This is a genomic window from Microcoleus sp. Z1_A1, from assembly GCF_036700305.1.
GTDB lineage: Bacteria > Cyanobacteriota > Cyanobacteriia > Cyanobacteriales > Microcoleaceae > Microcoleus.
Genome location: NZ_JAUBOR010000014.1, coordinates 125,547 through 141,162, shown reverse-complemented (window position 1 = coordinate 141,162; position 15,616 = coordinate 125,547). Strand labels below are relative to the sequence as shown.

The window sequence follows — 15,616 nt, the reverse complement described above, 5'->3', positions numbered from 1 at the left end:
CTAGAACATTGACTATCTGCGAAGGAAGCTCTTTTTAGGAGCCACTAACGCTATTAAGACTTAGGCGGACGGGGTGATAAACCCGGTTTTTGAGCGGATGTTTCGTCGCCTTTCTCCAAGATTTTTCTCAGAAACCGGGTAACGCTGCCGCCAGTCATAACTATTTTTAAGCGCTTCAAATAATAGAAGTGCTAAGTTTGTTGCGGTAGGTAGTGCGAAGGAAACACGTAGGGCGAAACCCCCGCATCTCGCTTGCAAATTCAAATCCCGTTATATAACCATAATACCTGTTGGAGCTTATTTACAATTACCTCAATAGGATATTAAGGTTAATTGGTGGTGGGATGGGAGGCGCACCCCCGATCGCGATCGCCCCCGCCCCGAACCTTGACGCTACCGCCCGCATTTGCTGTGGGCTACTGCTATTTTTCTGTGAGATTCCACACACCATCCCAGTTGAGTACGTCTGAAAACCCATGTTGAAATAACATACAGCGATCGACGTGCAATTTAGCTGCCTTGTTTTTCGGGTCAACTTCCAGAACGGCGTTAAATTCGCGTTCAGCGTCTTTAAAGGCTTGCTTGGCTTTTGGTTCTAAGGCTTTCTTAAACTCGCTCAGCAGTTTTTTCACCCGATCGAGTCCCAGGTTTTCAAATTCCTCATCTAACATTTCTGCAACTGTCTCGCAGGCTCGACTTTTAATTTTCGCCTGCAATAGCTGCCTGATCTCTGCGGGTTTCAACCGCTTGATTTGGGGATTTGATGGTTCTAAGATGTCTGCTTCCAACAGCTTTTTGACTTCGCCTTCTTGCAAGTATTTAATATCGTCTGCTGATAGGGGCTTGATTTTTGCTTGCAGCAGCATTTTGGCTTCGTCTTCCGAGAGGTTTTTGATGCCTTCCAATTTCAGCAGTTGGATTTCTGGCTGCAACAGTACGATGAGTTTGTCTGCTTCGGACAGGTTTTTCGGGTCGTACTCTGACAGCTTTTTCAGTTGATATAACAGGTTTTTGAGTTCGTGTTCCAACTGTTGCTCTAAATTGTAGGAAAGTTTCTTAATCTCTGCCTCCGGCATTTCGGCGACATCCTTTAAGATGTTTTTCACCTCACTTTCTGAGAGTCTTTGGCTGACTGGAGATTTGTAATGTTCGCGCCCCTTCGTGTAATGTTCTATAATTTGTTGCTGTGTTTCGGTTAGTGACTTGCCCACTGGCGAGTATCCCTCGCGGATGCCGACGAGTTCGTAAACGATTACGGGTTCGCTTTTGCCTTTGACAGTAATAAAGTCGAGTTCTCGCACGTACAGCCGATCGGCATAATCTCTGTAAGTATTGTCGCTGATGATCAAGTCGGTGCCGTACTGCTTGCTAGCGCCTTCTAAGCGAGAGGCGAGGTTAACGCCGTCTCCGATCGAAGTCAATTCCATGCGTTTGCTACTACCGATGTTGCCGCTGACAACTTCATCGGAATGTACGCCCATACCAATGCCGATCGGCAATTCGCCATGTGCCATACGATCTTGATTAAACTGGGCCAATTTTTCCCGCATTTTCACCGCCGTTTGCATCGCGCACCAAGCATGATCCTCTAGGGGCGCTGGAGAGCCAAAAACTGCCATCAGAGCGTCACCGATGTATTTGTCGAGAGTCCCACCGTACTCGAATACGACATCTACCATCACTTCAAAATATTTATTCAGCATCACTACCACTTCTTCGGCTTGCAATTTTTCCGTAAGTGTGGTATAGCTGCGAATATCTGAGAACAGCACCGAAACGTTTTTGCGCTTACCGCCCAATCCTGTATCGCCTGAAGCTAACAAAGCTTCGGCTACTTCTGGCGTCATGTAACGGTACATCAAGTTTTTGATTTGCTTGGCGCTGCTAATATCTTCCATGACGACTAACGCGCCGTTTACCTTGTTGGGGTCGGTAGCGTCAGTCATTGAATTAATCGAGAGATTGATACTCTGCCCCTCTCCTTCCAAAGTAAGCAAAACTTGATCGGGGTAATACTGCTGGCGATCCTTATCGTCTTCGGGAGACAAAGACGCATCAAACCATTTGGCAAAATCGCCTTTTTCTAACTTAATTAACTCGCGCAAAGATTGACCTTCGCCTAATTCTGCATCGCTGACACCCAGTAAGTTTTTGGCACTGGGATTTGTCGCTACTATATTGCCTTTTTTATCTGTAGAAATCACGCCGTTAGTCAAGGCGTGCAGCATATCTTTTTGTCTTTGTTCTTGCTGTTTGACTTCGGCAAACAGTTTGGCGTTTTGCAGCGCGACTCCTGCTTGGATGTTAAACGCCTTCATAAATTCCATGTCGTTGCGATTGAAACTCGCTTTCCACTGTTCCGGGGCATGAGGCCAATCTTCCGGGTTGTAGGGGGGGAATTCTCCTTGTCGTTTTTTATTAACTAATTGGGTGACGCCAATCAATTTTTTGTCCGAGTTAAAGACTGGCATACAAAGCATACTGCAAGTGCGGTAGCCCGACTTTTGATCTACTTCTTTGGAAGTGGCGGCGCGGGGGTCGTCGTACACGTCAAAGGGAATCAGCAGCGGTTCGCTAGATTGGGCGACGATGCCTGCAAAACCAGCGGTTCTGGGTATGCGAATTTCTTTAAGGTTGCCCCCCATCGGGATTTTAGTCCACAGTTCGTCTTTCTCTTCGTCGATCAGCCACAGGGTGCTGCGATCGGCATTCATGAGTTCTTGGGCTTGATCCATCACCCTTTTTAGGGTATCTTCTAAGTCTAAACTGCTCTGAGAAAGAGCGTTGACGGCATTCATCAGCGCCGTTGCTGCTCGTTGTCTCTGAGTTGCTGCGTAGAAAGATTTGGAAGATTCTAGAATTAGGCGAATCGAGGGAGCAAATTCTTTAAAAACTTGTTCGTCTTCTTTAGTAAATCCGTGCCTATCGATTTGTTCGTCTAAAGTCGGGTATTTTTCGTGATTTGGTCTTAGTTTATTAATCAGTTGAACAACTGCTACTAACTCTTTTGTATCTTCATTAATCAGGGGCATTGCCAGCATTGTATAAGTGCGGTAGCCCGTTTTTTCATCAGTTTTTTTGGCGTTAGCCGATCGTTCGTCGTTGTAAAAATCGTAAGGGATATTAACCACTTTTTGGAACGTGGCTACTTCTCCTGCAATGCCCACGTGGGCCGGAACTCGGATTTCTAGGTTTTTGCCATTTTCGTCTTTAGCGACGATCGCCCAGAGTTCATTTTTTTCGTCGTCTAATAAAAATATCGTGCTGCGATCGGCATTCAGCAATTCCCCTGTTTTGAGGGTAATCGACTGCAACATCTCGTTGAGGATGGCATCAAATCCCTCGCTCTCCAGGATATTGTCGAGCATTCCCAGGGTTTGATTGACAACCTTAAGTTTGTCTTCTACTTCCTTAACTACTACTGTGAAACTTTGCTTATTTAGAAGGTCAAGAATGCCAGAGAGGTTTCCTTGGCGCGGGATAATTGCACTGCTCCTAATTTCCGGGGGAGAATAATGTTCCTGATGATGATTTTCACCGCCGACAACAGCGACATCAATCACGTTGTCCAGAGAAGAGTAATTGGTGGAAGATGCAGATTTCATAGACCTTTACAGAAGCTTAAGTGTAAGGGTTAGTCTCTAAGCGAAGAGAGCCGGGAAGTTGATTAGTGAGTCACCTGTCGCACAAGACTCAAGTATGTTTGATACTCCCCACTGATGAATCAGGGGGATTCTTGACTAAGACCATAAAGGGACTTTCAAAGGCGTTATCAATGCGCCTCTACTGACTTCTTTGAGACAAAGCCCCAAAGTTGCCGCTACTTTTCTACCGATATTGCCTGCCCCATTGCAATCAGCATTAATCAACAAACCTTCAAGAGTACGGTACAATCCGCGCTTAATTCTTTGACCGCAAGGTTGCCACCCTTCTGGTTTTTCGCAGAATTTAGGTAGCAAATCAAGATCGATAAAGGAAGCCTTCGACGTATACGACTCTTCGGTTTCCACAAACCGAATCCCGTACTGCTCGCATAACTGAGCAATACGGGATTTTAGCCTGCCCGTTGGAATCTGAACAAAATTTTGATTAGTTTTATTTCCTAAACTAATACCATTTTTCATGACAGCATTCCAGCCGAATACTACAGTACCAATTTTATTGAGCAAGCAATGATTTATTACTTTTCGAGCTGCTTTGTTGACAGCATCCCGCATGGTGCGATTGCGATTCTCAGTTAAACCCTCCAATCGTTTTGACCAGTAACCATTCGCTTTCCCTGACATCAAAAACGCAACACGCTTGTTATATCCTTGATTGATGGACTTCAGATGTCGTCCGTCAATTATTAAGCTAGTCCCCACATTGCTGATACAAGTCAACCAATTGTTCATCCCGTGGTCGATCATCAAGACCTTGGATTGGTCTACCTCTACTTGGACATCTTTCAGTTTGTAAATCAACTCTAAATAGAAGGCACCGTTTCGAGGTAGAATCCTATATTCTCTGATTGCTTTGTAGTCGAGATTGGTAGGCCGAGGAAGATAGAAAGCATCCAAGCCGAACCAAGTTTTAACCTTGCTGCCCAATGGGAATCTCAGTAGTCCATCCTTAAGCCGGACAGAGCGACCTGTATAAGTCACTAAAGCTAGACCGCCTTGTCGATAATTCGGTAATCTAGGTCTTTGGGTTACAGTGCCTTTGCCAATTCCTCTCAGTAGTCCAATGTAGGATTTAAAAGACTCAGCGACGGTAGTTAAAATCTGTTGCGCGGTATCCGAATAAAATGCTTTGTAATGCAAGTTCTGGTTTTCTGTACCAAGCACTTTGTGCAACTGGGCCCTACTCGGTATCTTGCCTGTCTTGAAGTACATTTGGCGAGCATAATATATTCCGCAGTTCGTCAACTTTGACGACTCGCTACAAAGGAATTCTAGAATTGCTTTTAAGTCTGTATTGGGACTTATTAGATTTTGTTGGCATCCAAACATATTCTCTTTCCTCCTTGTTAAATTATACTATCATAGTAGGATTTCATCCTGTCAAAAATAAACACTATAATTCTGTTTATGTTCATGATTTGACCCCTGCTGTAGATCGATCTACAGCAGGGGTCAAATCTGTCGTAGCCTATCTTCTGCTATGAAGGAATTAATTGAGGATAAAGATGTTAGGCGACGGTCGTCGCTGCCGCTTTCCTCCCCATGTCGGTAGCCCGGGGCTTCTCGCTCGTTTTTTGGTGAAAGTATTTCCCAGTTTACAGAACTCCGGCCACAAGGCAATGGCAATTCAGTTGGCCTTGCTGCCCAAGGGAGGGTGGGAGAGTAACGAGGCGGTGGGAGTGCTGCAATCTTTTTAGAGATCGCGAATCTTGTTTAAAGAGTTTATTAACTGATTTTGACATTGTGCGTACCTGGTTTAACTATGTTCTGCCGAGCTTTGAGCCGATCGCCCCCAGTAACATGAATGCGTACTGGCGGGAGGACTGCTGAAAGAGGGGTGGCCTTGTGGGACTAGCCGCAATTGTGACACTACCAGTTGCTAGTGATGTGTGCCCTTCTCTACACAATTGTGGTTTTTAACTAGAATTTCTCTCTATTTTGCTGCTCTTAGCTTTCATCCCACTAAATTCACGGGGTTTTCAGCTTTTTTTTGTAAAATTTGCGGTTGACATTTTTAGTGTAACCTCCGACTCGGAAAAAACTCCGCCTTTTAACCCCCCGATCGGCTCAAGTGTGTCATCAGGGTTTGGCGGACTGAGTTTGGCGCAATCCGGCGGCTTCGACAAGCAGGGATTCGGCGAAGGCGATGGCTTCTGTTGCTGACCGGCCACTGGCGAGTTGGGCGAGTTCTTCCCGCCGCTGCTCACTGTTGAGGGCGGCAACTCTGACTACTGTACGTTCGACTGGTTCGGAGTTGGCTGCGGGTTCCTCGATACTTGGTTCTGCTTCGATCGTCTGTTTGTTGACGCGAAAATGACAATCAGCCATGGCGGCGATCAGCGGCTGGTGGGTGACGCAGAGAACTTGGTGTTTGTCGGAGAGTTGGTAGAGTTTTTTGGCGATCGCCCCAGCGACTCTCCCGGAGACTCCAGCGTCGATTTCGTCAAAAATCAGCGTACCGGCGCTTTCAATTTGGGAAAAACAGGCTTTGATGGCTAGCAGAAAGCGGCTCATTTCTCCCCCGGAGGCGATCGCGCCCAGAGGTTGCAATGGTTCGCCCGGATTCGGGCTGAAACAAAAGGCGATTTGGTCGGCACCGGTAGCGGTTGGGGTACAAGGCGATATCTCGACTTGAAATTGCACTTTTTCCATTGCTAAGGGCTTAAGTTCTCCTACGAGGTGCGTTTCTAGTTTGAGGGCTGCTTCGCGCCGCAGGGTGGTGAGGTGGCTGCAAGCGTCTTTTAATTGCTCTAAAGCGGCCTCATATGCGAGTTCTAAGGCTTCCATTGACTCGCCTCCTTCTAAAAGTTCATTTAGTTCGTTTTGGATGCTTTGATAGTAGGCGATCGCTTCTTTGAGCGGCCCGTATTTGCGACAAATTTGTTTGAGTTCGCGAATCCGATCTTCTACTTCTTCGAGTCTTTCGGGATCTGCTTCTAATTGTTCGCCGTAGCTGCTAATTTGCCGGCTGGCTTCTGTGGCTTGAGCTAAAGCATCGCTGACCATTTCTAGGATTGGTTGCAACTGCACATCGTAAACCGCCATGTCGCTTAAAATTCCTTCGGCTTTGCTCAACAAGTCGGCGGCTGATGCGCTGTCGCCCTCGTTTTGGTACAGGGCTTGGTGGACTTGGTAACTCTGCTGCTGCAATTCGACGACGTGGCTCAGCCGGATTGATTCGTGTTCTAGCTGTTCGAGTTCGTCTGCGTCTTCGATATGGGCTTCACCGAGTTCTCGGACTTGGTATTCTAACAAATCAAGTCTTTGCAGTCGCTGCTGTTCCGACTGACGCCTGCGTTTGAGGGCGGTTTTGGCGTTGTTGGCTCCCAGCCACGCGGCGGCGATGATCGATCGAGCTTCCGTAAGCTTTTTGCCGCCGTATAAATCGAGCCATTCTCGCTGGAGGGTTTCTTGTCCGAGGTGGACGGTTTGGCCTTGGGCGGTAATTTCGACCAGCCGATCGCGCAGTTGATCCATTAACTGGCGGTTGACGAGAATTCCGTTCAAGCGCGATCTCGTGCGTAGAGCACCGCTAGAGGCGTTAATTTCCCGGCTGCAAACGGCTAAATTTCCGTCTATGGGTTCGATTTCTTGCTCGCCCAGCCACATTGCGGAAGCTTTGTCCAATTCAAAGGTAGCTTCCAATATTGCCCGCGTTGCTCCGGTACGAATCGATCGGCGATCGACTTTCCCGCCCAACACTGCATCGATCGCATCTAAGATAATCGATTTACCAGCGCCGGTTTCCCCTGTAAATACGTTCAAACTCGGGCCAAATTCTAGATCCAGGCAGTCAATTAAGGCAAAGTTTTCTATTCTGAGGTATAGCAACATGAGGAATGGGGAATGGGGAATGGGGAATGGGGAATTGTTAATTGGGAATTTGTAATTGGGAATTGGTAAGTGGGAATTGGTAAGTGGGAATGCGTAATTGGTAATTGGTAAGTGGGAATGCGTAATTGGTAATTGGTAATTGGTAATTGGTAAGTGGGAATGCGTAATTGGTAATTGGTAATTGGTAATTGGTAATTGGTAATTGGAGGCAGAGCCTGGAAAATTATTGGTGCCCAATAACAAATAACAAATAACAAATAACAAATAACAAATAACAAATAACAAATAACAACTGACTTCTATAGTTTCAACCACCCAAACAAATCTCCTACCGTCAGCCGCAATTCTGCTGCCCAATCTGGAACCGGCAACAATTCTTCTGGTTTTGCTAAAAGTTCCGGTTGCTTTCCAGGGGGATAAATTAAGATCGAGCGCACCATCGGATCGATCAACCAACCCATTTTAGTGCCGTTTTTCAAACAGTGTAAAATATTCCCAGTTACTTTAGTTTGACTCTGGCCGGGAGACAGAATTTCAATTGTCCAATCTGGGTAAGTTTCAAATACATTAGCAACATCCCCATTTTCATCAACTGGTATTCTGTTCCAAGTAAATACTGTGACATCTGGCACAATTGATCTGCCGCCAAAAGTACACCGCAATTCAGGAAAAGCTAAGGCAATTTTCTGATTTTTAACGGCGACATTAATGGCTGCGACTAATTCACCTTGAAGCCGGCTGTGTTTTCCTTGTGGCATAGGTTTTTGGATGATTTGACCGTTGATATATTCGCTAGCTGGTTCGGTTTCTGGCAGTTTTAGAAACTCGGACAAAGTTAGTTTTTTTGTTTGTGTTTGTACCATTTTCTACTCCTTCTATTCGATAAAACCCAAGTGTTTTCTAGCAGCAACCGTTACCATTCTGCCCCGATTTGTCCGCTGCAAAAATCCGATTTGCATTAAGTACGGTTCGTATACATCCTCAATGGTTTGAGTATCTTCTCCTGTAGAAGCTGCGAGGGTTTCTAAGCCCACTGGGCCGCCGTTAAAGTTCTCAATCATTGCTGTCAAAATGCGCCGATCTGTCCAATCCAAACCTAGCGGATCGACGTTGAATAATTCGAGGGCGAGTGAGGCAACTTCGGCATCAATTGGCTTTAAATTTTTGACTTCGCTGTAGTCTCTAACTCGCCGCAGCAAGCGGTTAGCGATCCGGGGGGTTCCGCGCGCTCGGCGGGCAATTTCTGTGGCTCCTTCTGGGGTGATTTGAGTGTCGAGAACTTGGGCGGTTCTTTGGACAATTAGACTAAGTTCGTCTATTTCGTAGTAGCGTAATCTTTGGATCAAGCCGAAGCGATCGCGCAATGGAGATGTCAGCGAGCCGACTTTTGTGGTTGCTCCTACTAAGGTAAATGGTTTGAGGGGAATGCTGCGGATTTTTGCGGTTTTTCCTTGCCCGATCGTAATATCTAACCGACAGTCTTCCATCGCCGGATAGAGGATTTCTTCTGTAACTTTAGATAAGCGGTGAATTTCGTCGATAAACAGCACGTCGCCTGCTTTGAGGTTGATCAGCAATCCGACAATATCTCGCGGTTTTTCTAGCGCTGGGGCGGTGGTGATTTTGCATTCCACTTCCATTTCTGCTGCTAAAATTAGCGACATTGTGGTTTTTCCCAACCCTGGAGGCCCGTAGAGTAACAGGTGATCCATAGGTTCGCCGCGAGATTTGGCTGCTGCAATTGCGATCGCCAAAACTTCTCTTAAGTCTTTTTGCCCGATGTATTCAGCTAGCCGCTGAGGTCGGATTTTGTCGTCTTGTTTGCTGTTGATTTCGTCGGGTAGTTCTTGCGATTCTAGCAAAGATTCCGCCTGGGGTTTGGCGGCTTTTTTGCGACGGGCTGGGGCTATGTCTTCGGGTAGATTTGGGTCGGGGGGCTGTTGTTTGGAGGAGATAATAGCCATATTTATTTGCGATCGGGCAGCGGGAAGTGTTTACAATTGTTAGCAGAATCTTTAAAATTATTGAGTTCGTTATGAGTATTCCATCTTCTTTATTAGCATCGGAAAGCATAACTTTTGAGGGGGCGATCGAGCTGACTCAATCTTTACTGTCGTTCATGGAGGCTAATCGACTTTTACAAGCCGACATCCAGCAAGCTGTGGCTTCTCTGGTGAAAACACAGAACGGTGCTAGGGGGTTTTTTGTCACCTATCTAACGGACGATCGACCGGAGGCAGATAACCCGTCACCCGGAGTAGTCGAGGCGCTGCGATCGGCTCCTGAGATCGTAGCAGAACTGCTGGTGAAAAATTTGGCGATGTCGGCGGCAATGGTTGTACATCATTCGCGCCAGCAAAAGGAGGAAATGGCGGCCGATTCTGCTAGAGTGCAGGAGCGATCGCGCAATTTAATTCAAATGCTGCAAATGCCTGCCTGTCAAACTATAGCGTCGCAAATGCTAGAAAGTTTGCAGAGTGCCAACGGCGAGTACGAAGAATTTTTCCGGCGGTGGGGCTACGACGACGAGCAAAAACGGGCGATCGGTTCGGCAGTGCGGGGTGCGATCGGCTAAAATAACCTCCCAAGGAAGGGGAAAGAAGAAAGAAACAAGAAGCCCAAGCCAGGGTGGCAGATCCTTGATCAAAACGACGGGGCTGTGGAATAATTGCGGTTTAACAAAAGCTGCACAGTTGTAGCTTGAGTTGATTTAGGTGTGAAGGTAGTGAACGAGGGCGAAAAAATTGCAGAGAACTGTGAAAGAAGTTGCCCAAAAAGCCCGAAGGGTGGGCGGCAGGCCGCCCGCAAGTAGGCAGCGGTGGGCGAAGCTGAATCTGCTGGCAACATTGGTGCGCCGGGACTTGGAAGCTCAATACAAAGGCTCGATTCTGGGCAATTTTTGGCCGCTGCTGAATCAGCTATCGCAATTGGTGATTTACACTTATGTATTCTCGATCGTCCTCAAGGTAAAGCTCAGCCTTGCAGGCTTCCCAGAAAACAGCGACATTACATTTGGAGTCTGGTTGTTTGCCGGTTTGCTGCCTTGGACTGCCTTCACCAGCGGTTTGATCAAGTCGGGAGTCTCCGTGGTGGGGCAGCCGAATTTAGTCAAAAAAGTGGTATTTCCTCTCGGTTTACTGCCCCTAGTGCCGATTTTTACAGCTTTTATTGAAAGTTCTCTGGGTTTAGCAGCTTTGATTGTGATAGTTGCAGTGTCGTCGCAAAAGCTCAACGCTACTTTATGCTTACTGCCGTTGGTGTGGGTGCCTCAGTTGCTGATAACTGCTGGTTTGGGATATTTGACAGCCGGCTTGACTGTATTTTTGCGAGACATTCCTCAGACATTAGGTGTTATTCTAAATTTTTGGTTTTATTTGACGCCGATCGTCTACCCAGCATCCATCATCCCGCAAGAGTGGCGAGGGTGGGTATTTTGGCTGAATCCAATGGCCGCCATCTCGGAGGTTTATCGAGACCTCATACTGCTTGGAGAAGTTAAGCATTGGGGCGAATGGGGTGTCGCCACGCTAATTTCGGCTGCTATATTTTGTGGAGGTTTGGCGGTTTACCGGCGTTTGCGTCCCGCTTTTGCTGACGTGCTGTAAATTTGTTTGAGATATGCTGTAAATTTGTTTGAGATATACAGCATATTCTATGTATATGTAGTAAACACAATTTTCTAGCCCGTGTAAGGTGCGTCGCCACCCGTCAATCTGCAAGTTTTATCCAATATCTCGCAGATCCGCACCCTACAGATTAACACCACACAATAGAGCTGCTAATGTACTTTATGAACCACCGAATATGCTGTAAAGTCAATCTAAAATCTAAAATCTAAAATCTAAAATCTAAAATCTAAAATCTAAAATCTAAAATCTAAAATCTAAAATCGGATGACAGAAAATGTAATTTCACTAAAAAATGTTTCCAAATGCTTTAAGCGGTACGATCGTCCAGGAGACCGCTTAAAGGAAATTATTTACCCCACCAAAAAACTTGCTGACGAATTTTGGGCCCTACACGACATCAATCTGGAAATTCCTCAAGGACAAACTCTGGGAATCGTCGGCCGCAACGGTTCGGGGAAAAGCACTCTCCTGCAAATAATTGTGGGGACGCTCACACCTACTACAGGAAGCGTCGATGTTAAAGGCCGAGTCTCCGCTTTGTTGGAACTCGGAAGCGGGTTTAACCCGGAATTTACCGGGCGACAAAATGTGTTTTTTAACGCTCAGTTACTGGGATTCAATCAAAAAGAAACTGAAGAAAAGTTTGACGATATAGCTGCTTTTGCTGATATTGGCGATTTCATCGAACAGCCAGTCAAAACTTATTCTAGCGGTATGTTTGTCAGGCTAGCTTTTGCGGTTGCGACTAGCGTCGAGCCAGATATTTTGGTGGTTGACGAGGCGCTTTCGGTGGGGGACGAAGCTTTTCAACGCAAGTGTTTTGCCCGCTTGCAAAGCATTCAGGAAGGTGGCGGAACAATTTTATTTGTTTCTCATGCTGCTACTTCTGTGGTGCAACTTTGTACCTCGGCGATTTTAATGGATAGCGGTGAATTGCTGCTCGCTCACACGCCGAAGGTGGTAATTTCTAAGTATCAAAAGCTGATTTATGCCGATCCGGATCAGGTTCTGGGGTTGAAGTCAGATATTCGAGCTCTGAACCAACTGACAAAACAGGAAAGTCAAAACCAGCTTCAGGATGCTAATTTAGAAAGCACAAAGAGGGAAGTTAAACCGGAGCAACATCTCTCAAAACCGCAGGAATATTACGATGAATTTTACGATCCGGGGATGATACCGTCGAATACGGTAAGGTATCCGTCTCGTGGAGCGGAAATTATCAACCCCCACATCGAGACGCTGAAGGGAAATGTGGTAAATCACTTGCTCGGTCGTCAAGATTATATTTATACTTACTCTGTCACTTTTTCGCGGTCAACTTCCAAAGTTAGGTTTGGAATGTTGATTAAAACAATTAGTGGTTTTGAGTTGGCGGGTGCTTCTTTGAAGGCTTCTACTCAGTCAGTGAGGTATGTGGAAGCGGGAACGACAATTGTAGTAAAGTTTCATTTTAAATGTTTGCTGAATCCCGGTGTTTATTTTCTGAATGCTGGGGTTGTGGGAACGGTAGATGGAGATTTAACTTATCTGGATCGCTGTGTTGATGTGGCGATGTTTAGAGTTCAGTCTTGTACTGAGTCCTGCGGTAACGGCATCGTTGACTTGCTGATCGAACCGTGTTTAACTGTTGTTAATGCTGATACTCTAGTGAAAGAGCAGTCAACAGAGGTTATCTAAAATTCTGTAAAAAAAATGAGCGATATCAATTTAGATTTAGTCGAAAATCCCGTAATCAAAGCATTTATTCAAGATCAAACTAAGTTTCCCGAAAATTTTAAACTGAATATCTGCGAAGACGATGAAATGTATTTGTTCAGCTTGAACAACGTCAAAGACGATCGCGATCGGGCTTTGGTGCGCTATTATTCGATCGGGCGTCGCATCTTGGATACGGTTAAACAAGTTGTGGAATGGCATTTTGGCAGTTTTGAAAATGTACCTTCTTTTCTAGATTTTGCCTGCGGTTACGGTCGATTTACCAGGTTTTTGATTCAGGAAATACCGCCGGAACGAATTTGGGTTTCTGATATTTATGCTAACGCGGTTAAGTTTCAAACTGAATACTTGGGCGTCAACGGTATTGTCTCAACTGGAAAACCCGAAAATTATTTAATTGACCGCAAGTTTGACTGCATTCTGGCTAATTCTTTTTTCAGCCATATGCCGGAAAGAACTTTTACAAGTTGGTTGCAAAATTTGTACGATTTGTTGACTCCTAACGGCATTTTGATGTTCAGCGTTCACGATGAGTGTTTGCGCTTAGCCAATATAGAAATGCCGGCTAATGGTATTTTGTTTAGTGCTCAAAGCGAAAGCCAGTCTTTAGATAAGGAGGAATACGGCACAACTTATGTAACTGAAAAGTTTGTGAGAGAATGTGTCGAGAGAGTTAGCGGAGGCAAAGCTTTTGTTCACCGCATCAAAAAAGGCATATGCAGATTTCAGGATTTGTATGTTGTCACAAATGAGCTAGTTAGAGATTTTTCGGAGTTGAATTTCAATCACCACCCAGAAGGATATATTGATGTTGCTGCTTTTACGAATAAGGATAATTTGTATCTGGAAGGATGGGTAGCTGATGTGAATCTCAACGGTCGAGTTGAGGATCTGCAAGTGCTGGTAAACGGGGAGGTTGTACAGAGGTGCGAGCCTTTTTACGATCGCCCGGATGTGGCTGGATATTTTGAAACTGATGGGGCTCTGCAGTCGGGGTGGAGCTGTTATTTACCCAAAAACACTGTAGGGTTGCAGGATGTGTTAATAGTCAAAGCAATCAACAACTATGGTTGGGAATGGATTCTGGAAACTTGCACTGTAAAATCGCTGATTAACCAAAGACAATCGCAGTCTTTATTGGGTTCTACTCAGACAAAACTCAAATTACTTGAGACTCAGTTAGAGTCGGCTAGGATTGAATGGGATCAAAATCAAAGTAAGTTAATGATTACTGAAACAAAGTTGGAAGAATCTCAAACAAATTTGCAAGAAACTCAAAGTCAATTAGTTGCAGCTCAAATGCAATTGGAGCAAACTCAACATCAGTTAGTATCTGTGCAAACGCAGTTGGAAAAAACCGAAAATCAGCTAATTAATCTGAAGCAAGAACTAGAGCAAGCGAAGTGTAGGGTTTTGGCAATGGAAAGCAGCAAGTTCTGGAAGCTCAGAAGCGCGTGGTTTCAAGTCAGGCGAAAGCTGGGCTTAGCGGGAGATTAGTGAGTAAATTTGGTTGGTGTGGGAATTAGGGCGAGGGAGATAAATTGTGAGTACAAATGACAGCAAACCGTCGGTTTTTATTGTTACCGGAATGCACCGTTCCGGTACGTCTTTAACAGCTTCTTTGTTTCAGAAAGTTGGGGTTGATATTGGCAAAAAGTTAGTGGGCCCGGCCGACGGAAATGTGAAAGGTCATTTCGAGAATGTTGATTTTGTGGAGTTCCACAAAAGTGTTTTGCGATCGCACGGTATTGATGAACTAGGCTGTACGTTTGAAAAAACGATTCCGGTAGCACCAGAATACGTGGAAATCGCCAAACGCGCGATCGAGCAAAATCAACTTCCTCACAAACATTGGGGTTGGAAAGACCCGCGAACAGCCCTTTTTTGGGATTTTTGGCTGAATTTGCTCCCCGAAGCTAATTTTATCTGTGTTTATCGATCGCCCTGGGAAGTAGTCGATTCCCTTTACCGCCGGGGAACCGATGTCAGCTTGCTGCAAAATCCCGAAATGGCAGTAAAAATGTGGATTCACTACAATCAAAAAGTTTTAGAACTTTACGAACGTTTCCCCCATCGCTGTCTCCTAGCCAACGTTTACCCCATCGGCAACACTCCTGAACTTTTCCTCGATCGAGTTAACGAAAAATTTAATGTTAACTTAGGTGCGATACCAGCCGACAATTTTGAAGAATCTTTATTAGTCAACGATATTGTCAAAAGTCACAGACCGAGTTTAATAGAAAAATATTTTCCCGAAGCCTTAGAACTATATCAACTTTTGGAAACCCAAGCTGGCAATCTCAGCAGCGAATCGAAAGGTGCGATCGATCGAGTTATTCATTTCCCAGCCTCTCCATTCTGGCCATTTGAAGATTGGCTAAAAATCCGCTTGCTGGAAAAACAGCAAAAAACCAGCTATTCCGAACTCAAACAGTGGCAAGAACAATTTCACCAGGCCCAGGCGAAAGTGTTGGGATTAGAGACAGAATTAGGATCAACTCAAGTACAGCTTGCAGGCAAAGAATCAAATTTTCAAGAAGCTTTAGCAAAACTCCTCGGATTAGAAACAGAATTAGGACAAACTCAGGTACAGCTTGCCGGCAAAGAATCGCAATTTCAAGAAGCTTTAGCAAAAGTCTTAAAATTAGAAGCAGACTTAGGGGAAACTCAGGTACAGCTTGCCGGCAAAGAATCGCAATTTCAAGAAGCTTTAGCAAAACTCCTCGGATTAGAAACAGAATTAGGACAAACTCAGGTACAGCTTGCCGGCAAAGA

At 45.4% G+C, this 15,616-nt stretch carries 9 protein-coding genes and 1 pseudogene; 5 read left to right on the top strand and 5 right to left on the bottom strand.

The genetic code is table 11. The annotated features are described in order from the left end of the window. Positions 1-422 precede the first annotated feature (422 nt). From QT973_RS12200 to ruvB, 5 genes are all read right to left on the bottom strand, one after another. On the bottom strand, positions 423-3,605 hold the full coding sequence (locus QT973_RS12200; protein WP_333053501.1) for a GAF domain-containing protein: 3,183 nt from the start codon (positions 3,603-3,605) through the stop codon (positions 423-425). Positions 3,606-3,740: 135 nt separating this feature from the next. After that, the gene (locus tag QT973_RS12195; RefSeq protein ID WP_333053503.1) at positions 3,741-4,991 is read right to left on the bottom strand and encodes a transposase; all 1,251 of its coding nucleotides are present in this window, start codon (positions 4,989-4,991) and stop codon (positions 3,741-3,743) included. A gap of 750 nt (positions 4,992-5,741) precedes the next feature. Continuing rightward, entirely contained in the window at positions 5,742-7,496 is a 1,755-nt protein-coding gene (gene recN / locus QT973_RS12190) for a DNA repair protein RecN (RefSeq protein WP_333373457.1), read from the bottom strand. Between the two features lie 299 nt (positions 7,497-7,795). Then, positions 7,796-8,359 carry a Uma2 family endonuclease gene (locus QT973_RS12185; protein WP_333053507.1) on the bottom strand — a complete coding sequence of 188 codons (564 nt, stop codon included), beginning with the start codon at positions 8,357-8,359 and terminating at the stop codon, positions 7,796-7,798. 12 nt (positions 8,360-8,371) lie between these two features. Then, complete coding sequence (gene ruvB, locus QT973_RS12180; protein ID WP_333154818.1) at positions 8,372-9,460, bottom strand: Holliday junction branch migration DNA helicase RuvB; 1,089 nt, start codon at positions 9,458-9,460, stop codon at positions 8,372-8,374. Between the two features lie 71 nt (positions 9,461-9,531). Here ruvB and QT973_RS12175 point away from each other — a divergent pair, with 71 nt between their 5' ends. The 5 genes and pseudogenes from QT973_RS12175 to QT973_RS12155 all read left to right on the top strand — a co-directional run. Continuing rightward, positions 9,532-10,071: a hypothetical protein gene (locus QT973_RS12175; RefSeq protein ID WP_333391394.1), complete on the top strand. Its 540-nt coding sequence runs from the start codon at positions 9,532-9,534 to the stop codon at positions 10,069-10,071. A 181-nt stretch (positions 10,072-10,252) separates the two neighbouring features. Further along, positions 10,253-11,101 (top strand): ABC transporter permease, encoded by an 849-nt coding sequence (locus tag QT973_RS12170; protein WP_445243004.1) that lies wholly within the window; start codon positions 10,253-10,255, stop codon positions 11,099-11,101. 288 nt (positions 11,102-11,389) lie between these two features. Beyond that, on the top strand, positions 11,390-12,802 hold the full coding sequence (locus QT973_RS12165; protein ID WP_333053521.1) for an ABC transporter ATP-binding protein: 1,413 nt from the start codon (positions 11,390-11,392) through the stop codon (positions 12,800-12,802). 15 nt (positions 12,803-12,817) lie between these two features. Further along, complete coding sequence (locus QT973_RS12160; RefSeq protein WP_333260564.1) at positions 12,818-14,338, top strand: methyltransferase; 1,521 nt, start codon at positions 12,818-12,820, stop codon at positions 14,336-14,338. A gap of 46 nt (positions 14,339-14,384) precedes the next feature. Next, positions 14,385-15,616 (top strand): annotated as a pseudogene (locus QT973_RS12155) (glycosyltransferase); the annotation flags it as partial.